Annotated in this window: 17 protein-coding genes and 1 tRNA gene; 7 read left to right on the forward strand and 11 right to left on the reverse strand. The window is 55.1% G+C overall.

From position 1 onward, the window contains the following. Positions 1-385: 385 nt before the first annotated feature. Positions 386-461, forward strand: a tRNA-Thr gene (locus tag OHL23_RS07190). 166 nt (positions 462-627) lie between these two features. On the opposite strand, the gene phnX is transcribed toward OHL23_RS07190, so the two are convergent. The 3 genes from phnX to OHL23_RS07205 all read right to left on the reverse strand — a co-directional run bounded on the left by phnX (position 628) and on the right by OHL23_RS07205 (position 3,968). After that, positions 628-1,434: a phosphonoacetaldehyde hydrolase gene (phnX, locus tag OHL23_RS07195; RefSeq protein ID WP_263351109.1), complete on the reverse strand. Its 807-nt coding sequence runs from the start codon at positions 1,432-1,434 to the stop codon at positions 628-630. 94 nt (positions 1,435-1,528) lie between these two features. Next, a complete protein-coding gene (locus OHL23_RS07200) occupies positions 1,529-2,794 on the reverse strand; it encodes an MFS transporter (RefSeq protein ID WP_263351110.1) in 1,266 nt (421 codons plus the stop codon). Beyond that, complete coding sequence (locus tag OHL23_RS07205) at positions 2,778-3,968, reverse strand: hypothetical protein (protein ID WP_263351111.1); 1,191 nt, start codon at positions 3,966-3,968, stop codon at positions 2,778-2,780. The genes OHL23_RS07200 and OHL23_RS07205 overlap by 17 nt, the downstream gene beginning before the upstream one ends. Positions 3,969-4,125: 157 nt before the next feature. Here OHL23_RS07205 and OHL23_RS07210 point away from each other — a divergent pair, with 157 nt between their 5' ends. The 6 genes from OHL23_RS07210 (at position 4,126) to OHL23_RS07235 (ending at position 13,358) form a co-directional block, all read left to right on the forward strand. Then, positions 4,126-4,251, forward strand: coding sequence for a hypothetical protein (locus OHL23_RS07210; protein ID WP_263351112.1), 126 nt, complete (start codon positions 4,126-4,128; stop codon positions 4,249-4,251). Beyond that, the gene (locus OHL23_RS07215) at positions 4,248-5,540 is read left to right on the forward strand and encodes an MFS transporter (protein WP_263351113.1); all 1,293 of its coding nucleotides are present in this window, start codon (positions 4,248-4,250) and stop codon (positions 5,538-5,540) included. Before OHL23_RS07210 ends, OHL23_RS07215 begins: the two co-directional genes overlap by 4 nt. A gap of 325 nt (positions 5,541-5,865) precedes the next feature. Next, positions 5,866-9,345: a carboxypeptidase regulatory-like domain-containing protein gene (locus OHL23_RS07220; protein ID WP_263351114.1), complete on the forward strand. Its 3,480-nt coding sequence runs from the start codon at positions 5,866-5,868 to the stop codon at positions 9,343-9,345. Positions 9,346-9,405: 60 nt separating this feature from the next. Beyond that, entirely contained in the window at positions 9,406-11,157 is a 1,752-nt protein-coding gene (locus OHL23_RS07225; RefSeq protein WP_263351115.1) for an amidohydrolase, read from the forward strand. Next, on the forward strand, positions 11,144-12,280 hold the full coding sequence (locus OHL23_RS07230) for a 2-aminoethylphosphonate--pyruvate transaminase (protein ID WP_263351116.1): 1,137 nt from the start codon (positions 11,144-11,146) through the stop codon (positions 12,278-12,280). Before OHL23_RS07225 ends, OHL23_RS07230 begins: the two co-directional genes overlap by 14 nt. Before the next feature lie 208 nt (positions 12,281-12,488). Further along, on the forward strand, positions 12,489-13,358 hold the full coding sequence (locus OHL23_RS07235; RefSeq protein ID WP_263351117.1) for a 2-dehydropantoate 2-reductase: 870 nt from the start codon (positions 12,489-12,491) through the stop codon (positions 13,356-13,358). Positions 13,359-13,455: 97 nt separating this feature from the next. Here the strand turns inward: OHL23_RS07235 and OHL23_RS07240 are convergent, their stop codons facing one another. From OHL23_RS07240 to OHL23_RS07275, 8 genes are all read right to left on the reverse strand, one after another. After that, positions 13,456-14,652 carry an alpha-D-ribose 1-methylphosphonate 5-triphosphate diphosphatase gene (locus tag OHL23_RS07240; RefSeq protein ID WP_263351118.1) on the reverse strand — a complete coding sequence of 399 codons (1,197 nt, stop codon included), beginning with the start codon at positions 14,650-14,652 and terminating at the stop codon, positions 13,456-13,458. A gap of 70 nt (positions 14,653-14,722) precedes the next feature. Next, positions 14,723-15,436 (reverse strand): phosphonate C-P lyase system protein PhnL, encoded by a 714-nt coding sequence (gene phnL, locus OHL23_RS07245; RefSeq protein ID WP_263351119.1) that lies wholly within the window; start codon positions 15,434-15,436, stop codon positions 14,723-14,725. Between the two features lie 42 nt (positions 15,437-15,478). After that, the gene (locus tag OHL23_RS07250; RefSeq protein WP_263351120.1) at positions 15,479-16,327 is read right to left on the reverse strand and encodes an ATP-binding cassette domain-containing protein; all 849 of its coding nucleotides are present in this window, start codon (positions 16,325-16,327) and stop codon (positions 15,479-15,481) included. A gap of 5 nt (positions 16,328-16,332) precedes the next feature. Next, entirely contained in the window at positions 16,333-17,217 is an 885-nt protein-coding gene (locus OHL23_RS07255) for an alpha-D-ribose 1-methylphosphonate 5-phosphate C-P-lyase PhnJ (RefSeq protein ID WP_263351121.1), read from the reverse strand. Continuing rightward, entirely contained in the window at positions 17,210-18,349 is a 1,140-nt protein-coding gene (locus OHL23_RS07260) for a carbon-phosphorus lyase complex subunit PhnI (RefSeq protein ID WP_263351122.1), read from the reverse strand. Before OHL23_RS07260 ends, OHL23_RS07255 begins: the two co-directional genes overlap by 8 nt. Before the next feature lie 42 nt (positions 18,350-18,391). Then, entirely contained in the window at positions 18,392-19,024 is a 633-nt protein-coding gene (gene phnH, locus OHL23_RS07265) for a phosphonate C-P lyase system protein PhnH (RefSeq protein WP_263351123.1), read from the reverse strand. Then, positions 19,021-19,545 (reverse strand): phosphonate C-P lyase system protein PhnG, encoded by a 525-nt coding sequence (locus OHL23_RS07270; RefSeq protein ID WP_317891653.1) that lies wholly within the window; start codon positions 19,543-19,545, stop codon positions 19,021-19,023. Before OHL23_RS07270 ends, phnH begins: the two co-directional genes overlap by 4 nt. 390 nt (positions 19,546-19,935) lie before the next feature. After that, positions 19,936-22,785 carry a glycosyl hydrolase gene (locus OHL23_RS07275; RefSeq protein ID WP_263351124.1) on the reverse strand — a complete coding sequence of 950 codons (2,850 nt, stop codon included), beginning with the start codon at positions 22,783-22,785 and terminating at the stop codon, positions 19,936-19,938. Between the last annotated feature and the right edge of the window lie 32 nt (positions 22,786-22,817).

Consider the following 22,817-nt stretch of genomic DNA (forward strand, 5'->3'; position numbering starts at 1 on the left):
GATGGCTGACCGTAACTGCCCGGGATTCCTGTGGAAAACTAGTACGAAACCCGGGCAAAGCAGGCGCTAACCGGGCAGAATACAGAAAGTAAAAGGCGAATACAAGGGGAAGAAATTGCCCCGGCTCCGGTGAAATGGCTAATTGTAAGTAAATGATATACAAGTACTTATTTCAAGGCGGATTTTGCCTTGACACCGCCGTCACCCACACCTACTATGCAGCCAGAAAGTTCTGATGGCCTTGCCTCCGTTGGAACTATTCTCCCTGAGGAAAGAGCCGCCTGATTTTGGGCGGCTCTTTCCGTTTTTAACGCGGTACGGATGCGATTCAAGTCTCGTTCCCTTTACGCGCGCCTACGCGCTCTGTAAAATTGCACTGGGGAGTGCCGACGTAGCTCAGTTGGTAGAGCAACTGATTCGTAATCAGTAGGTCACCGGTTCAACTCCGGTCGTCGGCTCCAAATTTATCGAGTAAGTCTATGACTACTCATAGAAGGACTGCAGTCCACTGTTGGTGATTGGCCGATCACTGTGCATTCTCTCGGTCCAGGCTGGAGCCCGAGGCTCCAATCAAACAATTTGAAGCCTCAAGGATTGCCTGTTGCGATATTTAGATAATGTTTTGAACTACCTGCTATTACCGAAATCCTTCTCGATTATGGATAGGGCCTGATTGCAGGAAGCAAGATCCTCGGCAACAAAGTCAGCACCTGCTTCGAGCAGGATGGTCTCGGCGCGTTTCAGTTGCTCTTGCTTAGCTGCCTGCGGTAGCAGTTCCCATTGCTTCTGATCGAGACCGATCAAATTCCCGGTTCTCGTTAGTCCAATGGTCCACATGCCGGCGTTCTTGCCTTCTTCGATATCTACGACCGTGTCACCGATCTTTACGCATGCCGCTGGAGGATAGACGTCCAGAAGCTGCGCATTCTTCATCAGCATCCATGGCGCCGGGCGTCCTGCGCCAACTTCATCGGGGCATACGGAGGCGTCTGGCTGGTAGCCGTACCGGGCGGCCTGGGCCAATACCGGAGCGAGCATGTCCCGGGTGTAGCCGGTGCTGCTGCCAATGCGGATGCCTTGCTCCTGCCACTCTTTTACAACCGTGGTGACACCGGGGATTAGTTGCGAGTGCTGAGTGATGATTTTCATTTGCAACGGACCGAATTCTTCAAAAAGAGAGAGAACTTCAGTCTCGCCAGGTTCCCGGCCGGTGATTGCACTCCACTCGGCGCGGATATTGGGCAATGCAAGAATGGCCTGAATGTGATCACGCTTAAGCAGGCCCATATCGCGGCGTGCGTCTTCGGTGGACAAGGTGATTCCGTGTTGTTCGAAGAGGGTCTGAAGTGCCAGTACAGGCGCCAACGATCCGTGATCGACTGTGGTGCCTGCCCAGTCCAGCATGATGGCGCGAATTTGAAGAGGTTTTTTCATGCGCGGCCCGCTTGTGCAGAGGAGGCGCAGAGGATTCGACTGCTTGTCATTGCGTTCATGGTTGGAGTCTACGTTTGAAAATACAGGGATTCAATCATTGAACGGTTAGTTCGATCGACTGATCGGTTTGGAGATGTGTGCCGAAGACGCTGACTCCACCGGCAAAGAGAGCGAAGAAAACAAAGAGATCGAAGAGTTTTGTCCATCCAAAGTGCAACGCAAAGACCGTGACAAGGAATGGAGAAAGCGTCTGACCAATAGAACCAATGCCATTGACGAAGCCGGCGGCGCGCCCGTGCAACTCGTCGGGGACGGCGTCTAGTACGGCCATGGCGGACGTAAGGAGATCGACGCCATAGATCAGAATTCCAGTGAATGAAATGGAAATAGCTGTGCCAAACCATCCGCTGCCGGCAAGCAAAGGATGAAGAAGGCAGGTAAAGGCGAGTGCGAAGAGCATGCCGGAGGCAAGAACCATGCGCCGTTCTCCGAACCAGCGATCTATCGCATAGGCGGCGGCAAGGGGGCCGAGAAAGCCCAGAAGTTCAAAGTAGGAGGCAAATTGCTCGGCGGAATGCTGGCTATATCCCAGGCTCGATGTGAGGTAAAGGGGCAACCAGAAGAGAAGCGTGTAACGGGTCATCTTGAGAAAGAAGTACACCAGAGAGATGACTTGAATTCGGCGGTTTGTCAGGATTGCGACCCACGCACCGCGTTGCGTTCGCGGGAGATTGGAAGGAGAGAGAGCGGAGGTGAATTGGGCGCGATGCGAATGAACTGGATGCGGTAGATGGTCGGTTCCGAAATAGAAAAAAAGTGCCGCGAGCAGCAAGACGGATGAGGAGACGAGGTACGCGGGTTGAAAGCCGCTGAGCACGACAATGCGTGTGTGAACAAGCAGCCATGCGGTCAATGAAGTCGCAAGCACGCCGCCGAGAATGTAGCTGGTACTCCACCAACCCAGTACCCGGTCCCGTTCGCCGCGTCTGAACCATTCGCCGATGAGACGAATCATGGATGGCCAACCAAGTCCCTGGCCGAGACCATTGCCGAGCAACAGCAGCAATTCCACGAAGGGCAGGGAATGAAAGGCCTGAAGTGCGGTACACAGTATCGAGATGCCAGCACCCGTCAAAGCGGTTCGCCGTGTTCCCCACCCATCTGCCAGCATGCCGCCGACAAGCTGACCGATTGCGTAGGCCGCTCCGAAGCAGACTAGGCTCCCGGCGAGATGCGAGATTCCGGGACCAGTGGTCGGGTTCATGTCCTTGCGGCAGATGTAGTAGCCAGCGTAGAGAACCCAGGCCGAAAGGAAGACTTGATTCCGAGCAGCCGCCAAAGATCTAGTTACTGTTTTCACTGGATCCATTCATGGCTGTCTGGGTCATGGGCAACGCTTCATGAAAGACCAGGGACTGAGCGTGAGGGGCAATGGGGAAGACGATCTGTGTCACAGTTCCATCCTGGAAGCTCCCGGCTAGTTCTTCAGGAAAGGCGTTCGGATTACACAGTGTCATGATAAGAGCGTCGATTGCTGCGTTGTCTGTGCCATCGATATGAATTGATCGCTCGGGGCCATTCACGATAGTGAGCAACGCGGCTGGGCCATCGGTGTTGATGCGAGCATATCCGGCACTGCGGTCGACGATCTGTGAGCCGGAAGGTGATGTGTCAATGAATAGTCTGTTGTCCTCGGAATGGAAAGCGTGATCCTGGGCAGTTGGGACGGAGGAAGAGCCGCTGGACGAGGACGCACTAGACGACGTGATGGTGCCGATGAAGATCATCACATCATTTGGTCCAAGCCGGGACGTGAGAGAGCGGACAGGAGTTATCCCGGTATGGAATTGGCCGGCCAGGCTGAATAACGGTCCGATGTCCTCAAGCCTGTCAAATGGGGCAACTTCCTGCGGCTCTCCAGGCCGTGAGAGAGGCACATAAAGCAATGCGTGATGATCCTGAAATACAGAGTTCCAAAAGCTCGCGAACGGATGTTCCTGAGCAAGCTGCCAACGCATGCAGATAATACAAAGAAAAAGAGCGACGAGGGTCGGACAGGCTAACAGATGCAAAGAGATTTTTGCCGCTGGTGGCGGTTCAGGCACGGCCTCAACTAGAGCCGACTCGGCACTTGCAACAAATTCCGGTACAGGGTTGACATGCTGAAACGAACGAGGCATGTAGAAGCGCGGTACGTAAGAGCCAGCCGGTATGTCCACGGTGAATTCAAAATCGTTGCAGCTCACTGCGTAGTAGGCAGCGAGGCGCTTGCGCACATCGTTCGCGCGGACACGCACGCCAGCATCGGAGCCAGTGTCGTACGAGGCATCCCGGCCCAGTAAGGCGAACCCTATCAGGCGTTCCTTCAATTCGTCGACATTGCCCTGGAGCGTGCGATCAACAATGTGGCGCAGAAACTGGCAGCTTTTGGGGCTGGCACGAAAGGACGGGCTGTCGCAGATTGCTACGACGACAGCTTGCAATTCGGAGATGTATCGACCAAGTTCGCATGGCTGGATCTCTTCGCTCTGCACGTGTGTTCCAGGAACCCAAATTCTTGAAACTTAGTCTAGCGGCTGTGTGTTACAGGATGGTTGCATTCTGATGGCAGATTGGCCAAACCGTTCGCTTAACGGGTGTTTCTGAGTTGCTTAACCTGCTGAACGTTTCGGAACCTGCAAAGAGATTGCAATGGTTAGAAACGATATGTTTCGCACGGCAGGCGCAAACCTTGAATTCGAAATGCAGCGCGTCGATGAGGACGAGCGGTCGTCTGCTGGCGCGATTTACAACGGGCAAGGTTTGGAGCTTCGATGAGATTATCCTCCGGTCAACGCCGGATTTTCGCAATCACTTGGATCACGTATGCTGGCTTTTATCTCTGCCGGAAGAACCTGAGTGTCGTGCTGCCACTGCTGCATAACGTCTCAGGACTTAATGGAATCGACCTGGCCAATATTGTCTTTGGCTATAGCCTGTTGTATGCCGTGGGCCAGTTTGTCTGGGGACCACTCTCGGACCGCATCGGAGCGAAGCGCGTTGTCGGCGCTGGGCTGTTATTGGTCGTGGCCTGCAATCTCCTGATGAGTATGCATGCCTCCTTGATATGGTTGCTGATCCTTGCTTGTCTGAATGGCGCAGGTCAGTCGACAGGCTGGTCGGGGCTGGTGAAGACAATGGCCATTTGGTTCAACGGGGTGAATCGCGGCATCGTGATGGCGTGGTGGGGCACAAACTTTGTCCTGGGCGGCTTTCTGGCGACTACCTTCGCAACGTGGGCGATCCTGCAGCCATGGCTACTGCCAGAACTGGGATGGCGCAGGGGATTCTTGTTTCCGGCTCTCTTGCTGGCGGCGATTACGGGAGTGTTTCTGATTGGCGCCAAGGAGACACCGGAGCAGGCGGATCTGCCACCGGGTATGCAGGTTGAGCTGGCGGAAGTGAGCAAGGTGCGCTCAAGCTGGAGTATTCTCGCTACGCTGCTGTGCAAGCCATCCTTGTGGCTCATGAGTCTCTCGTACTTTTTTCTGACCCTTTGCCGTTATGCGCTGATGTTCTGGCTACCGCTTTATATGGTTAAGGGCCTGAAGTACGATCTACGGACATCTGGATACGTGTCGTCCCTGTATGAACTGATCGGCATTCTCGGCGCACTGCTGGCGGGATACATCTCGGATCGCATGATTCAATCCCGGCGAGCGCCTGTATCGGCGATCATGCTGGCGGGATTCTGCATCATCCTGCTGGCTGAGCCTGCCATGAGCCGTTATGGACTCTGGGGCACAGCGCTGGCCATCTCTTTGGCTGGCATTTTCTCGTACGGTCCTGACACGTTACTTTCCGGTGCAGGCGCTCAGGACATTGGCTCAGCCCAGGGTGCGGCAACCGCTGCCGGGCTTGTGGATGGCATCGGCCACCTGGGTGCTGTCTTTTCACCATACGTGGTGGTCTATATAAGTGAACACTACGGATGGGACCACCTCTTCTTTGTGCTTGCCGGTGCTGCATTGGTTGCCGGTGTCGCATTGATGCCGATGTGGAATCTCAAGCCCTCCAGTCATAGTGCGCTCGAGTTGGAAGACAAGGTGCTGCAGCAGGTGGTGTGAGCAGTATGTGGAGACAAGCCGTCGAAGGGCCTGGCGGCTTGCATCGATTCACCTGCGTTGCAAATAATCCTTTCCTGATTGTTTATATCCAACAGAAATGATTCAACGAAACGCTGGCTCCAAAGCACCTGGCGACTGTTTGACCCCCAAACCGCCAACGTTCATTACCGTTAAGCGTCCCGTCTTTTATTGCCCATTCATATTCTGCGGCCAACTGCTGGCTAGTATCGCATCAAGTAGAGCGGCAATCCGGGCGAACTGGAACTGCGCATCTTCAAACGCTCTGCAGAACTTGATTTCTACACACTCTTGAATGGAGCTGGCGATGCGAACTATAAATCGACTTCTAATTCTCTTCGCAACAATATTCTTAGGTCTTCCTCTCTATGCACAGAATGCGAGCGTCACGGGCAACGTGGTTGATCCTCAGCATGCAGGTATAAAAGGCTCGGCAGTGACACTGATCAACGTCAACACCCAGGTCAAAGTCGAGACCAGAAGTGACGCGAACGGTGACTTCATTCTGCCTCCTGTTGCGCCTGGCAGCTATGAGATCAAGGCTGAGGCTAATGGGTTTGGCCCCACCGTTATTACGGGAATCACGCTCGAGGTGAATCAGTCCAAGGTGGTGACGCTCACGATGAAGATGGGCGCGGTTCGGCAATCCGTTGAAGTGACCGACACTCCAGCGGAACTGAATCTGGATCGTGCGGATCGCAGCCTCATGATCGAACCCACCTTCGTCGAGAGCATTCCGCTCAACATCCGAAACCCGCTGCAAATGATTAATGATGCCGCCGGCGTCACCAAGGGCGACGATGGTCTCTCTGGTACGAACTCCACAAGCGAGAGCCGAACGAATACATATCGTATCAATGGCGCAAAGGGTGCAACGACGGATGTCCTGATCGATGGGGCCACGAACACGACGGCGTACTATAACCAGGACGCAGGCGTGCCTGGAGTCGATTCTGTGCAGGAGTATCGCGTTTACACAGACGCATATAGTCCGGAGTTTGGCCGGACCAGCGGCGGCATTGTCTCGTATGCATTGCGCTCGGGCACGAACGCTCTACATGGCTCAACCTGGGAGTATTTTCGTAATCAGGCGCTCGACGCGAACGGCTTCAACGCCAATCTGGCAGGCTTGCCCAAAGGTTCATTTGGCAGGAATCAGTTCGGCTTCAGGCTCGGTGGGCCGGTTGTTCTCCCGAAGGCGTACAACGGCCATAGCAAGACATTCTTCTTCTTTTCATGGGACGGACTTCGCGATACGAGCGCAGGTTCGTTTACCGGAACTGTACCCACGGCTCTGGAAAGGACCGGAGACTTTTCGCAGACTTTTGACGCAAAAGGCAACCTGATCGTTATTTACAATCCGGCGAGCACGACCCCAAACGCAGCCGGTTCCAATTACACGCGTACTCCGTTTGCAGGCAATAAGATTCCCAATCCGAACCCGCTGGGTCTTGCAATGCTTGCGCTGTATCCAATGCCAAACCAGCATGGACAGGGCCAAAGCAATATTGATAATTTCTACTCCAACGCTCCATCAACCGATGACAACAATAGTTACGACACCAGGATCGATCATCAATTCAACGACCGGCATAGCATCTTCGGGCACTATACCGACTTCACGAATCGAATCAACTATTCCGACTACTTTGGAAACGGCTTGTCGCCGGAGGATGCCAACGACCGAATCCCAGGAAAGAATATTGATGTAGATCACACCTGGGTTATCAAGCCAAATCTGATCTTCGAGCATCACTTGTCGTGGGCGCATAGCGAATCGAATCGAAATGAGTCCGTGCTGAAGAGCCCAGGGTCTCTTGGCATCAATGCATCCGCTGCACCGGGCATCACCGCAAATATGACTCCTCAGATCTCAATCGCCGGGGCTACAGCGACTGGCAGCGAAAGCACTCTGGGCAACTATTATCCTTACGAAAGAAACTATTCGTCTGTCTACCAGTACGCAGCCGACAGCACCTGGGAGAAGGGAAAGCACATTCTCAAATTTGGGATCGACCTCAGGCGCTATCCAACACAGCTTTGGGACCCGGAGCAGATGTCCATCAACGCAGGAACCAATTTTACGAATGGTCCCAATACCACTTCCCCATCGCCGATGGCAGACTCTGGATCAGGCATGGCTGAATTGCTGCTCGGGCTCGCTACCGTCACCTCGGGATATGAACCGGAAACCAAATCGGTCCATTACTACTACGGCGCTTATATTCAGGATACGTACAAAGTCACTCCAAAGCTCACCGCGACTTATGGCCTGAGATATAGCTACGAGGCCGGAGATGTAGAAGAAAACAACCTACTCAATTACGTCAACACAACGGCTCCATCGCCCATTGCGGCGCAAGTCCCATCGATTCCGAATCTTGTTGGCGGCGTCGGTATTCCTGGTCTGAATGGAACCAGCAGACAGTTGCAGGTGTCGGAGAAATTGCACTTCGATCCACGCCTGGGCCTTGCCTATCAACTGAATGAAAAAACCATCGTCCATTCCGGCTTTGGCGTCTTCCATCATCCGGCTGCAGCCTGGCAGCAGTACCCCAACGCGGCTGGAGCGATTCGCACCAGCACCTCTATCGATGCGGCACCCAATGGGGAGCAACCGCTATCCGGCTATAGTCTCAGCAATCCATTCCCTTCTGGCCTTCCAGAGCCCTATGGAAATGCCGCCGGTCTCGGCATCGATCTGGGCCAGAGCATCGCAGGTCCCGGTCGAAAACAGAATGTTCCTTACCAGGTCAACTACTCCTTCGACATCCAGCGCTCTCTGCCAGCTAATTTTGTGGTCACCGCTGCATACGCCGGAAGCGAAGGCGTGCATCTGATGCAGCCGCTGTATCTGGATCAGATTCCCGACGCCGATCTGGGGCTTGGCTCGAAGCTGCGGACTACTGTCGCCAACCCCTTTTACGGCGTGATCACAGATCCTACCTCTATGCTTAGCAAGTCGACGGTTACATACGAGCAATTGCTCCGTCCATTTCCGCAATTCACGGGTCTTGAGCAGATCAATTCAGGTGTAGGGCACTCCACCTACAACGCAGGGCAGTTGACGGTAGAGCATCGCAGCAAGCAAGGACTCTCGCTCGTCTTCGCATACACCTTCAGCAAGGCTCTGGACAACGTGGGCGAAATGACCAGCGTGGCCGGAACTTATACCGGCTTCCAGGACGTCTATTGCCCCAGGTGCGACAAATCTCGTTCCGACCAGAATGAGACACACGTAGTTCGTTGGAATACAAGCTACGAATTGCCCTTTGGCAAGAACAAGCCATTCCTGAATCAGGGTTTCCTGGCGCCAATTGTTGGCGGTTGGCAGGTCAGCGGCATCTATACCCTCGATACCGGCGAGCCGCTCACTGTAAGTTCTCCCAACTACTCCTATTCATACTCCGGAGGCGGCTTCCGTCCGGATGTCACTGGAGTTTCGGATAAGCTGCTCGGTGGGTCGCAAATAAAGCTCGGCGGTCAATATTTCAACGCCGCCGCCTTCACTCAAACTCCCAATTACACCTTTGGCAACGCGCCGCGCCATCTGGCGGACATCGATGCCCCGAAGTCATGGGATTTCGACGCAATGGTTGAAAAAAACACGCATATCACCGAAGGCTATGTATTGACGTTCCGTGCCGAGGCATTCAATGCATTGAACAATGTAGTCTTTGCCGGCCCGACGACAAGCGTAACATCTGCTAGTTTTGGACAGATGGCGACTCTGAGTCAGACCAACACGCCACGAAACGTACAAGCGAGCCTGCGGCTGACATTCTAACCCCAAGGCTGTGCTCCTGCGTGTCCGGAGCACAGCCTTCAATTACACATGGAGAAACAGATGCTTAAAAGACTCTGCGTATTTTTCGCTCTGATGGCGAACGTCGCGTATGCCGCGGATACGATCTATATCAATGCGAACGTAATCACGGTCGATAAGGATCGTCCAGCCGCGCAAGCCTTCGTCATCGACAATGGCCGCTTTACCGCAGTCGGATCGAACGCGGAAATGCTGAAGCTCAAGACCACCTCGACCAAAGTGGTCGACCTCAAAGGCATGACGGTAACTCCTGGATTCAATGACGTCCACGTGCATCCGCAGCAGATCTTCGACGAGAGCTCAGTGTATTACCGCGTCTGGCTGGGTCCCGACAAGGCCAAGACGATCGACGAGTTTGTGGCTGAGCTGAAGAAGAAGGCGGCCATCACGCCTGCAGGCAAGATGATCAATGGATATGGATACAACGACCAGACACTGGGCCGTCATCCTAACAAGCACGACCTTGATAAAGTCTCGACTACACAACCCGTTGTGGTGACTCACAGCTCCGGTCATATTACAGTGGTGAATAGCTTCGTATTGCAGGCTGCGGGCATCACCAAAGAGACGGCCGATCCGCCAGGCGGAGCATTCGATCGTGATCCCGATGGAACCCCGAACGGCGTGGTCCGTGAAAGCGCACGCAGGCTTCTTTCCAAGGGAACTTCTCACAGCCTGCTGAGCAGCGAAATGCCCCACGAAACAGAACTGCAGGGGTACATGAACTGCTTCAAACAATACGCTGCCAGGGGCATTACCAGCGTAGACATTGCGGGAGGCGGTCCCGCGTCATTTCGCTCCATGCAGGACCTGCGTGATCTTGGCAATCCTGTCCGCGTTGGGTTCATGTTCAGTGCGGATGACTTCGATCAGCTTCAGGCAGCGGGATTACAGCGCGGCTTTGGAGACGATCGGCTTCGTGTCACCGCGCTCAAGACCTATCAGGGTAACTCGTTGAGTGGACGCACCGCGTGGCTCAGCAAGGCATACTCTGACCGTCCTGACTACTTCGGCATCCCACCGGCACGCAGTCAGGAACAACTGGACGCGGACTATCTGAAGTGGTGGAACGCGGGATGGCAGGTTGCAACTCACTCCAACGGCGACCGCGAGATCGACATGGTCCTCACCGCGATTGAGCGAGCCGAGGCAAAGAATCCTCGCCCCAACGCCCGCTGGCGGATCGAACACGCGAGCGTCATGAATCAGGCGCTGCTCGATCGCGCGAAAAAGGACGGCGTGATTCTGGTGTTTCATTCCTACTTCTGGGAGTACGGAAATGTACTCGCCTCCTACGGGCCAGAGCGTCTTTCGATGATGCATGCCTATCGCACTGCAATCGATATGGGAATTCCGGTGGCCGGCCACTCCGATTCACCCATCTCGGCAGCGTATCCGTTACTCAGGATTCAGGATATGGTTACGCGTAAGAGTTCGCAGGGCAATGTCATGGGAGGCAACCAGAAAATCAGCGTGGATGAGGCTATCAAAGTATGGACTCTGGATGGAGCCTATACCACCTTCGAAGAGAAAGACAAAGGCTCGATCACTCCTGGGAAGCTCGCGGATTTCGTTGTGCTCGAAAAGGATCCGCGCAAGGTTAATCCCGACACCATCAAGGACATTGTTCTTGAGGCAACCTACATGGGCGGAGACAAAGTCTACACCGCGCCAGGTAAACCCGTTGCTATGATCCCCCAGCCACCCATCAATTACGGCGATGGCAACTACGGCGATGGCGATGAAGAGGAAAATGAAAGTGGCAACAATTAATCCCGGCAAGCTGCTCTTTACGCCCGGTCCCCTGACCACCAGTTCTACGGTCAAGGGGGCTATGCTTCGCGATCTAGGGTCTCTCGATCGCGATTTCCTAACGACTGTCCTCAACATTCGTACTCGTCTCCTCGACCTCGGACCGTATCCCCGCGAGGACTTCGAGTGCGTGCTCATGCAGGGCAGCGGAACCTATGTGGTCGAATCTGTCATCTCTTCCGTGATCCCGCGCGACGGCAAAGTGCTGGTGCTTGTGAACGGCGCATACGGACGGCGCATTGCGCAGACTGCGCGGGTTCACGGCATTGCGCTCGATGTTCTTGAAGTTGAAGAGAACAGAAAATTTACTCCCGAACTTGTCGCCGAACATCTGGCAGTCGCCAGTGGAATCACTCATGTTGCAGTGGTGCACTGTGAAACCACCAGCGGCATTTTGAATCAGGTAGAACAAATAGGGCATGTAGTCCATGCTGCTGGCGCGAGTTACATTGTCGATGCGATGAGCAGTTTTGGAGCAATCCCCATCGATATGGCTGGTTCGCATATCGACTTCCTGATTTCGTCGGCGAATAAATGCATTGAAGGCGTCCCTGGGTTTGGATTTGTGATCGCCAACCGTCGCGCTCTGGATGCTGCAAAAGGACATGCACGCACGTTGAGTCTCGATCTCTACGACCAATGGGCAAGTATGGAAGCCAACCACGGCCATTTTCGATTTACGCCCCCGATTCAGAGCATTCTCGCCTTTGAACAGGCTTTGAATGAACTAGACGAAGAGGGCGGTGTGGGAGCACGCGGAGAGCGCTATCGACAAAATCATATTGCGCTTTGCCGGGGAATGAAGGCCCTTGGCTTTGAGATCTATCTCGCGGAGGAAGATCAGAGTTTCATCATCACGTCCTTCCGCTATCCTTCAAGCCCCGCCTTCCGATTTGCCGATTTCTACGAAAGGCTCTGGACACGCGGCTTCGCAATCTACCCAGGCAAGCTATCGCACGAGTCCTGCTTCCGCATTGGTTCGATTGGCAGAATCACTATCACCGAAATCGAGGCACTATTGACCGCAATCCCTCAGGTGCTGTGCGAGATGGGCGTCGAGATAAAAAGCGAAGTTATCGGGTAAGTGGAGTCTAGTTTGAAGCTTTAACCGGTTAAGGTAATGTAAAGCAAATGGTGATAGGCGCTCCTGTCCGGGTTTCAGACCGGATAGGTGTGCCTCTCTTGTTTCTTCGCGGGCATGCTGCTTTGGTATTGATTTACGCATCGTGACCTGAGCCAAACGTGGAACACGTGTGCTTTTTTTATTCGATGAGTAATGAAGGAGAAGGGGAATGGCGCGAGTGGCAATCGTCGGAGTGGGCGCGATTGGCGGCGTGATAGCGGCGCTCCTGGATGGAACAGGTCGGCATGAGATTACGCTTTGTACGCGGCGGCCATTGGAAGAGTTGACAGTGAAAACGGCAAAGGGTGAGGTCCACGTAACAGCGCAGAATCTAACTGACCCAGCGCAGGCCAGACCGGTGGATTGGGTGATCGTGGCGACGAAAACGTACGACGCAGCGGGAGCAGCGCAGTGGCTGCGCGGGCTTACTGCAGAGGGAGCGCCGGTTGCGGTAGCGCAGAACGGCGTAGAGCATCGGCAACGATTCGCTCCATGGGTACAGCAGCAATCACTGGTGCCATTGGTTGTACAGATCTCAGTCGAGCGGCAGGCCGATGGATCCATGTGGCAACGAGGAGGAGCGCGACTTATCGTAGAAGAGGGAAGCCTGGGGCACGACTTTGCTGCGCTCTTCCGAGGGAGCGAATGCGAAGTTGTGATGACGGAAGACTTTAAGACAGCGATGTGGCGTAAGCTGTGCGAGAACTCCACGGGAACTCTGTCGGTTCTGACGATGAAGCCTTTTGGCGTGTATCGCGATGAGGCGATAACACATGTGGCGCTGGATATGGCGCGCGAATGCGTGGCTGTGGGTCGGGCAGAGGGGGCGCAGCTGGATGACAGTGTGGCTGAGCATGTGGTGGAAGAGTTTCAGGAAGCCATGGAAGATCGCATCAATTCAATGCTCGCTGATCGTCTGGCAGGAAGACCAATGGAAATCGACGCACGGAACGGGGTGATTGTGCGATTGGGAGAGAAGCACGGGATTGCAACGCCGTTGAACAGGATGGCGGTGGCGCTATTGGGGACAGTGAGATGAACAAATCTGAGTTGGAACTTCCCATCCTGTATTGCAAAATATGCAGATAGAATAGGAGCCGGAAGCTTTGTTAGGGCTCCTGAAACGGCGATCCACCTTAGGCCATGGCAGATTCATAAAGAAGCGGCTTTGACGTTGCATTGTCGGCAAGATCCCGCTCCCTGAGTGATGCATAGCGTTCCTTGCCGCCAACCCAGACTCGGGAGACATCCCCGAATCCTCTGTGTGGATGAAAGGCAACCAGGTCGGCTTCTTTGCCCACTTCAATGCTGCCAGTGCGGTCGCCGATTCCAAGGTGCCGCGCGGGATTCAGAGTGAACAGGTTAATTGCCGCGGAAAGCTTCATGCCTGCTTCGGCCATGCGTACGGCGGAAGCCAGCATCGACGGGAAATGATAATCGCTGCAAAGGATATCGACCAGGTTTTCCGCGAGTGCTTCGTGGCAGGAAAGATTGCCGCAGTGGGAACCGCCGCGATAATAATTTGGCGCCCCCATGCAGACCATCATGCCTAATTCCTTGGCTTTGCGCGCGGCCTCAATCGAGCACGGCATTTCGCTCAAAGTGGCTCCCGATGCGAATGCTTCGATCACGTGCTCGACAGTAGTATCGTCATGACTGCCCAGGGGGATTCTTCCTCGCACATGCGCCTTGACCTGCATTCGGTTGTTGATCTTGCCGACTCTTTCGATGCGCTCCTGCATTCTCCGGCGCGCTTCTTCGACGGACGTCTTCTGCAGGCTGGCGTGCTGTTTTAGCATAGCTTCGATATCGCGGAATTGGCGCTGGCCTGGCATATCGTCGTTAAAGACCAGATTCGCGATGCTTTTGAGTGCGAGCAGTTGGTCAAGGACAGGTTCAACCGGTTCGAAGTTCGGACTCCACCGAAGATGAATAAGATGACGAGCGCGCATGTCAGGAATCAGCTCGTCAAATCTCTTTGCCAGCGCCAATCCATCTACGTTCGCTGCGCCGGTCTCGTTTTCGCGCTCTTCCGAAATACGCGCAGCGGTGGAAACGGTGGTGAGGCCGCAACCGAGGGCGCGCATATCCATGACGTGCATTGCCAATTCGATTGGGATGTTCGCTCCAGGACGCGGACTGAGTTCGCGCTCCAGATAATCGGTATGAATATCGATCATGCCCGGAATGAGAATCGCGCGATGGAGATCTATCCCATCGGCAACGCGATGTGGCAGGATATCGGCGATGCATCCGTCTGCAAGGACTAGCGATCCATTCTCGACTTTATCGGGACGAACGATGCTGGCGTTGGTGAGAATTGTTTCAGTCACGGCTCTTCTTTAAACTCCCTGGTCATCCTTCAGTGATTTTGTATGAGTTGCAGACACTTCATAACTCCCGCTAGGCATAAGCAGCATCCTTGAGACGTCCATTTTCAAGGTGCAGTGAGCGATCGGACAGCGCGGCTAATGTATGTTCGTCGTGGGAGATGAGAATGATTGAGGTACCGGTCTCGCGCAGTTCGCGCAGCATCTCGATCACTGCCTCCTTTGTCTTTGGGTCGAGCGAAGCTGTCGGCTCATCGATAAGCAAGATGCGGGGTTGTGCGATCATCGCGCGAGCAATGTTGACGCGCTGCTGTTCGCCTCCACTGAATGTAGCTGGATAGCTGTCCCATAGCTCTTTGGGCAAACTTAGCCGTTCGAAGCAGTCGCCGGCTGCAAGGCGGGCCTCTTCGATGGATCGCCCGCGCGGCACCAGCGCGGAAGCTACGACATCAATCGCCGCGACGCGCGGAATCGCTTGAAGAAACTGCGAACAATAGGTCATCTCGGTCTTGCGAAGCCGCAGCACCGCGTGCTCCAATGCCGTTGCAAGATCAACGATCTCGCCTTGTGCCGTTCGATAGAGGATCTGTCCTCTGCTTGCCAGGTAAGTACGATACACGCACTTCATGATGGTTGACTTCCCGGAGCCAGACTTTCCTGTCAAAGCGAGAATCTCACCCTCGCCGACCTCCAGGGAAACCCGATGCAGAGCGTCGATTGTCTTTCCATTGAGGATGTGGAATTCGAACCGTTTTTCAAGATTCACTATCTGCAATAAATTTTTCATCGATTCCTCTTTGCCTCTAATGCGCCGCAGGCACGGATCTCGTTAGAGCAGAGAACTCACCAGGAGCTGCGTATATCCATGCTGTGGATCTTGCAGTATCTGGTCGGTGAGGCCATGCTCAACGATATGGCCGTTCTTCAGCACCATGGTGCGGTCGGTCAGCATCCGGATCACTCCAAGATCGTGCGAAACGACAATCATGGAGATACCAAGATCCTGCTGCAGTCCGCGGATTAGATCGAGGACTTTGGCCTGCACGGAAACATCAAGTCCGCTTGTGATTTCATCGAGTAACAGCAACGGCGGATCGTTTGCGATTGCCTTGGCAATCTGCACTCTCTGCTGCATTCCGCCGCTGAAGCGCGCTGGCGACTCATCCATGCGCTTCAGCGGCACCTCAGTTTTGCTCAAGAGGTACGCGCCGCGAACGCGAATCTTGGCGACGTTGAAGACACTCGCCATCAGCAGTTTTTCGGCGATATTGCCGCCGGAAGAAAATCGGAAGTTGAGTCCGTCGCGCGGATTCTGATAGACCATGCCCATCAGGTGATTCCGAATGTAGCGTTTCTTCTGGTTGGAGAGATCGAACAAATTGGTTGCGCCGTCTTCGACGGCCTTGAAGTTGACTTCGCCGGAGGTTGGTTCCTGGTCGAAATAGAGCATCTGCACGAGGCTGCTTTTGCCGGAGCCGCTCTCTCCAACGATGCCGAGCACCTCACCCGGAAACAAATCGAAGCTAATGTCGCTGCATGCGACAACTGCTCCCGTGCGAGGACAAATATTCGAGCCGAATCTCGGCCCGGTACGTTCCAGCACTCCAGGCGTTGCCTCGCCGTGGATCTTCGTCAGATTTCGAACACGCAGCAGCCAGTTGTCATCCATCTCGGCCATCGTTTCTATTCGGGGTTGGTGAAGAGTCTTTGCGGAGGCCGTGGACCTTGTCGCACTTTGTCCAGGAAGTTGCTGTCATTGATCACCCAGGACCGGCTGAAATCGTCGGCGTAAACCTCATCCATAAATGCCTTGTTCTTGCCCGACACTGAACAATGGACATCCACAAACTCTTCTACCTTGAAGCGGATGTCTTCGAACTCCAGTGGTTCGACGCGCGTGAAGGGAGGAATGCAGTGGATGCGTTTTTCGCGTCCCGCACCGAAGAGATACAGGCAACGAGCCATGCTGAGATTGGGAACATCCCAGCTCGGAATCGGGGATGGCGTGGCAACGTAACGTCCGTTCACCAGGATCGGATGTCCGGCCCCGCTGCGCAACGCGCCTGTCCTTACGTACGCTTCATAGAGAGTGACCCAGAGCTTCGCGTAGTCGCCCTCAGCGTGCATCGTCCGCGTTTTTGCTTCATGCCTTTCCACGCCACGGAGAGGCTCAGGCTGCGGTACCTGCAAAATGAGGATCTGCTTCTCTGTCAGAATCTCTTCCGGTATGCGATGACGGGTTTGAATAACGGTCGCGGCCGCCGTGTTGAAGGTAACGTTGCAGTTTGCCATCTCCTTGATAAAGAGGCGTAGATTGCAGGCGTTTACGCTGGCGTCACTACCTTGATCGATTACCTTGACCACGTCTTCGGGCCCGACGAGAGATAGTGTGAGATGCAGCCCGCCAGTTCCCCATCCGCGTGAAATTGGCATCTCGGGTGAGGAGTAAGGAACCTGATAACCCGGGATGCAAACTGCTTTCAGAGTCTTGCGGCGAATCTCTTTCTTAGTAAACTCGTCGATATAAGCGTAGTTGAAGCTCTCCTGAAACCGTATATTCTCAATCATCGTTATCCTCCGCACCCGCGATCGCGGCCACTTCGTCTCTTTCTTTTTCCTCGGCGATTCGGGCAACTCTGCGGAAGCCCTCCAGATCGGCCTGGAAGGTGACATAGTGCGGGAGCTTTAGATGATTTGTGAATCCATAGGCCTCAATGACCTCGGTGTGATACAGGACAAACTCCTGGTTATTGGCGGGGTTGTCCGGGTTCGGCTCACGGAGCGCGCTTTCAACAACTCCCATGCAGATCGCCTTGGTTTCGTTCTGGCCAAAGCATAGGCCGTAACCGATCGAAAGCTTAGGTGCGGCGCTCTTTGGCCCGCGGTCGTCGCTGCCCACCATCTCGGCTTCAGTGACTTTGATCCTGCCTGCATAACGGCGCCTTCCGCGCTTGTCTACGATGCGCACTGGCACGTCACCCACGCGCAGTTCGCCCACAGTTGCGTGAGAGTCGCCGAAGCCGCGCATGGTGCTGTAGGCCATGCACATCAAAGCACCCGTCTCAGCGCGTGCCAACATCTGCAGCGTACCGGAGCGCGGCACGGGAAACTTGATCGCCTCACGCGTTACATCGAAGACCCGCCGGTCTTCGTCGAAGCCAGTTTGCTTGCTCATCCAGCCTTCCTGCAGAAAGATGTCGATCACCTTCTTGTAGGTGGTGATGGCGTGCAGCTTGGATGGGTCAACCTCGTCGCGGAGATTGGCTATGAACTTCTCAATAGATCCAAGAGTCGCGTTGAGCAAGGTGGGCTTCAGGAGCCTGAACGAGAAATCACGGGTGGGACCGAGGATCTGACCGCCTGGAATCTCACGGAAGGTGGAAGAGATGCGGCGGTGTACAAACATCTCTCTTGTGTTCAGGACTTCAGCGAAGTAGCGGCGCTCAAGTGTGGCGCGATAGGCGCGCAGATGAAACGCCGCCTCAAACGAATCCCCCTCTACCTGTAATAAAGCCAGGGCCGCATGTGCAGGCGCGTAGAGCGAACCCTCGCCCATTGCCCGATCGACGGCAAGCCGCATCTGGGTGCGTGCCTGGTCTAGTTCAATCGGGGTGGTCTTTCCTCGCCAGCGGAAGTAGTCCACCAGCTTGTTCGCATTCTCGATTGCGTCCTGTCCGCCTTTGACTGCTACATATCCCATCCCGTCTCCACTACAACATCAGCCGCTGAAGCGCACCTACACCTAATCCCATTGCAAACGCGTCGAACGTGGCAACGCCAACACGCATGGACCTATGGCTATACTCTCGCAGGTTAAGAAGGCATCGACTCCCAATGGAAACTCCGCGTTGTGTTCCCGTAATGACTCAAACACTGCTTCGGGCGCACCCTGCACAAACACTATCGTTTCAACTTCGATCCCTGGTCCAGTCAGCGTCAGCCTGAGAGAGTCTGGCAACGGAGTGGAAGAAATTGCCGCGACCTGGAAGACAACCGTTGCGCCCAGATCCGGATAAGCAAGTTCGCCAAGTCTGGCTTGACGCAGGCCATCGAGCCAGCGATCTTCGGACTGCTGGAGATAGGGAAAGATAAGGAAGTCGGCGCGTGGCGCAGAGGTTGGGTTGGCTCCGGTCTCTCGCTGAATGAAATGCAAAGTGGATTCTCCGCCTTGATCCACGTAGAACGAAGTGTCGCCGCTGAAGAGCGTGAGCGCAATGAACGCTGCACCGCGGTTCAATTGCGATGGAACATCCAGCGCTGCCTCGCCGAGATGACCGATGCTGCCAGGCCGAGCAGTGCATTGTAGTAGGGTTCTGAAATGCCTCTGTCCATCGAAGACCCGGTCATACGGTTTTGGAGCAGCGAGAGTGCTCATGCCTCCTCCATCAGCTTGAAGTCCACTTGCGTCTGGAGGATCAAATCGAACTCATCCTGTTCTCTGCACCTGACGATCTCGCCCTGCTCGCGAAGAAAGGTAACCAGTTCGCATGGAGTCTCAAGGCCGGAATACAACAGCGCATCCACGACAGCGCTGCAATACGCACGGACAGGCTCGTCGCCGAGGCAAAGCCCGAAGCCGGCGCGGCCATCGACCGTAACCTCGCACTCCGTAACGAGGGCTTCGCCTAGATAGAATCTCTGTTGTTCAAGGGAGTCCTCTGCGGGAATCATCGTCAGGCAAACCGACGGGCTCTTGCAAATTTCCACTGAATAAGACTGCTCCAACTGCGAGACCAATGTCTGGATTGGTTCCAGGGCGCATTCACAGATGATATAGTCGGGACTCAATTTCGCCCCTTCCGATGCGTTCAAACTGTCATTCACGATTCCGCCCATCATTCCGGATTTATGCATTTTCCTAACTGTTACCGCGGACACGCGACAGTGGCATGGCATCCAGGGAGTGATCTGTCATCATTAAATTCCGTCGATAATTCAAATAAATCGTATTCGAATAAGTTCATAATTTCACAATGTGCGCGGCGGGAGTGTTTCAAGAACATGAAATGGCTATTGCGCATTGTGAATACACTTCGCGTTGTCTCAAGCGCGGTCGCCGGTTTTACGCGGAATATCCCACATCCTTTGCTTCGTAGACGCACTATTGTGACTGAGTACGGCAACATTTATCTAAATGAATTCTGACGGCACGCCCTCGCTTCACTTTGGAAGCCATTCACTGTGATTTGAACGCTATCTAGAGATCAATCCGGGCGCGCCTTGTCTGTGCCGCCGAATCCAGGACGTAATCATGTCTGAATCAAACCAAAGCATCTCCTTCCGCTCTCATTCCACCGGCTTCGATTCCAACAGCTTCACTGGTCCCAGCATCCCCGACGGCAACGGTTTCAGATTCTGCATGTCTTGCGGCACAAATAGCATCCCGTACCGGTCCCAAAGCAACCGGTAGTCAGGCAAAGGCTGCCCGGCCAGCGAGTTGATCGCTGTGTTGCCCACAACGATACGCAGTTCGTTCGCGCCGCCATGAGCATAGTCCGTCACATCCACCCGGTACGGAGGATGCCAAACGACGCCGGCCAGCTTTCCGTTCAAATACACCTGCGCAGCCTCGCGAATCGGTGACTGCAGATAGGCCCGCATGTTGTGCTGGCCCGGCGGCGAGGGAGGCGGTTCAGGGTTGCCCGTACCGAAGTCGAGAAAGAGACGTCCAGCGCGACGCGGCGCATTTTTCGATAGCGCAAAGCTTCTCGTATAGGTTGCCAGTCCCGAATAGAACTGCGTACGTGTGTCCTCGGTCCAGGACGTAAGACGGTCCATCTCTTTGGAGATTCCCGTCGATCCGAACGAGACGTCCCATTTCTGCGACAAATCCGCAATCAGGCTCTCCTGTTGTCTGGTCTTTGGAGTGCCGGTCATGGCGGAATCAGAAAAGAAGATCAGACGCGACTCGTACGGCGCAAGCTCCAGGTCGATCTTCTGAGGATCAGCTATCCCGAATACCTCGCCTGAGAATGCATCCCAAGTCTCCGCGTGGCGAGCTGTCTCTCGAAAATGCGCCTGAACATGCTTTGTCTCATTCGAGGTGTTGGCGACAAAATACAATTCGCCTTCCGCCAGTTTGCGGTGCAGGAAGCCTATCTCCGGCGTTCGTGGATACAGCGTCATATCCGACGCTATATCTCTTGCCAACTCTGATCCGAGCGCACTTTCGTCCTCCACGAAATGCGCGGAGGCGATGTTTCCATGAAACAGCGTCTGCGAAAGCTCCTTGAGCCGTGCCGAATCCTCCTGCGCACGGAGGAAGCCGGGAGCGGTAGCAGGCAGCCGCCGCGTGGCTATTACGATCCCGCCATGCTGGGCAAAGTCGAGGATCTTCTCGTAGGTTGCCACTGGCAGCCGGTCCACTGCGGGCAAAATCAGCACCTTGTACTGCAGCCCAGTGTTGTTGATGGTATCGGCATCGATAAAGTCGAGATTGAACCCGGCATCCAGCACCTGCGCTATCACTTTTTTGCCGAGGAACTTGTCCATCGACTCATCGACGGTCACGTTTGATCCTGACTCATCGAATCCAGCCGGGGAAGTCGGTGTAGCTCGCTTGTGAACCCCCGCAGAGAATCCGGCCCAGACATCGTCATTTGGCAGCAGCAGCGCAACGTCGTTCACAGGCTGGCCCTGCCGCAGCGTAAAGCTCACCCGTTGCAGATAGCGCGTCAGATCCGGCATCGCCGCATACCACGGATTGTGCGCATTCAGTGCCGCAGCGGCGTACATGCGCCAGCCTGGCTCGCCCGCCGAGGCCGGAGAATATGGCCAGCCATGCCCTACCAGTTGATTGATCCCTTGCAGGAAATGCAGATCGGCCTCGGCCTTCATATCGAGCGGTGTCGCCCGGAAAGCGGGCGAATGCAGCCAGGTCCACGTTTCCGACGAGACCACGGAGTGATGGAACAAGTGCCCTGCGGACGCAGCCCAGCGCGTGTCCGAGAACTCGCGCCACATCTGGAATGTCGCCTTTCCCTCGCCTTCCGGCAAGTCGGCGAGCCGGTTGCTGAACAGCGTCACTGGCGGAAAACCGTAGGTCTGCGAACGCAGCAGAGTGTGGTGCTCCTGCGCCCAGGCATGTATCGGAGCGAGAAAGTTATCGTCCGCCATCTCCGTCAATGTCCGGCCCCAGTCATGGCGAATCGCCGCAGTTTCCGGCCCGGCATCCATCAAGAGAGCCAACAGGTGCGGGCGTAAATCGTATCCACGGCGTCGCTGAAACTCGGCCAGCAGCGCCGGACTCCAATCCGAGGCGTAGTCCTCCAGGCTGTCGCTGAAGACGGCATACGGCGGCTGATCGCCGAAAGCCGAAAGCAGCCGATCGCCGACCGCGTGCAGGTGCGTTTCTGTGGCTGTGCGGTCGTAGTGATCCAATACGAAGCCTGCCGCACCCACTGACGGCCGCTTGACCATCATTCCGGTACGGCTCGACAGAAAGCAGAAGATTGTTCGCGCGCCGGAGGCAGCGGGAATCTTGTACCACCCCGACGATGGTGGCGCAAGCTGCTCTGCGCCGGCCAGATCCTCCGTCGTCGCCTTTCCAGCGACCAGAAACGCCGCGATGATTTCTTCGCCTGCGTCTACATAAGGAGCCTGAACCGATGTCGAGCCGGGAGTTACGGCGAGCTCCTCCACGCGTAGCTTGCCAGCCGCATCTGTAACCGGAATCTCAGGCCCGCCAAAGGGCCATCCGCTGCCCAGGGTCACATCCACGCGCAATCCGAGCCGTCTTGCCTCTTCAGCGGCAAAGCGAAGCGCCTCCAGATGCTCCGGGGAGAGGTAAGGCGTATTGTGAAAGCCGGTTGACGGATCATCGAGCGCCAGTGGATACAGATTGGCAATCTCCACTCCGCCGATCCCGGCTGCCTTCATCTGCTCAAGCTCACGCGTCAACTCGGGCTTTGTCGCTGCGGGCCCAAACCACCACCATCGCATCATGATCCGGCTGTCGTCTGGCGGAGTCATAAAGTGGCTGTGCAGTGCTGCGACGCCGGTTGTGGACGAAGGGGATTGCCCGGGTAGGTAGGAAGGCAGAAGGAATAAACCGAAAGCCGTCAGTGCTGGCGTTATCCAGAATGGGGACATGGATCTCGCAAGTTTTTTGTCTGGAATGCGAAGCGAAGTCGTCACAGCAGAAAACCTCCAGAGCCGCTTGCCCTAAA

The sequence above is a fragment of the Acidicapsa acidisoli genome, assembly GCF_025685625.1.
In the GTDB taxonomy this organism is placed as follows: domain Bacteria; phylum Acidobacteriota; class Terriglobia; order Terriglobales; family Acidobacteriaceae; genus Acidicapsa; species Acidicapsa acidisoli.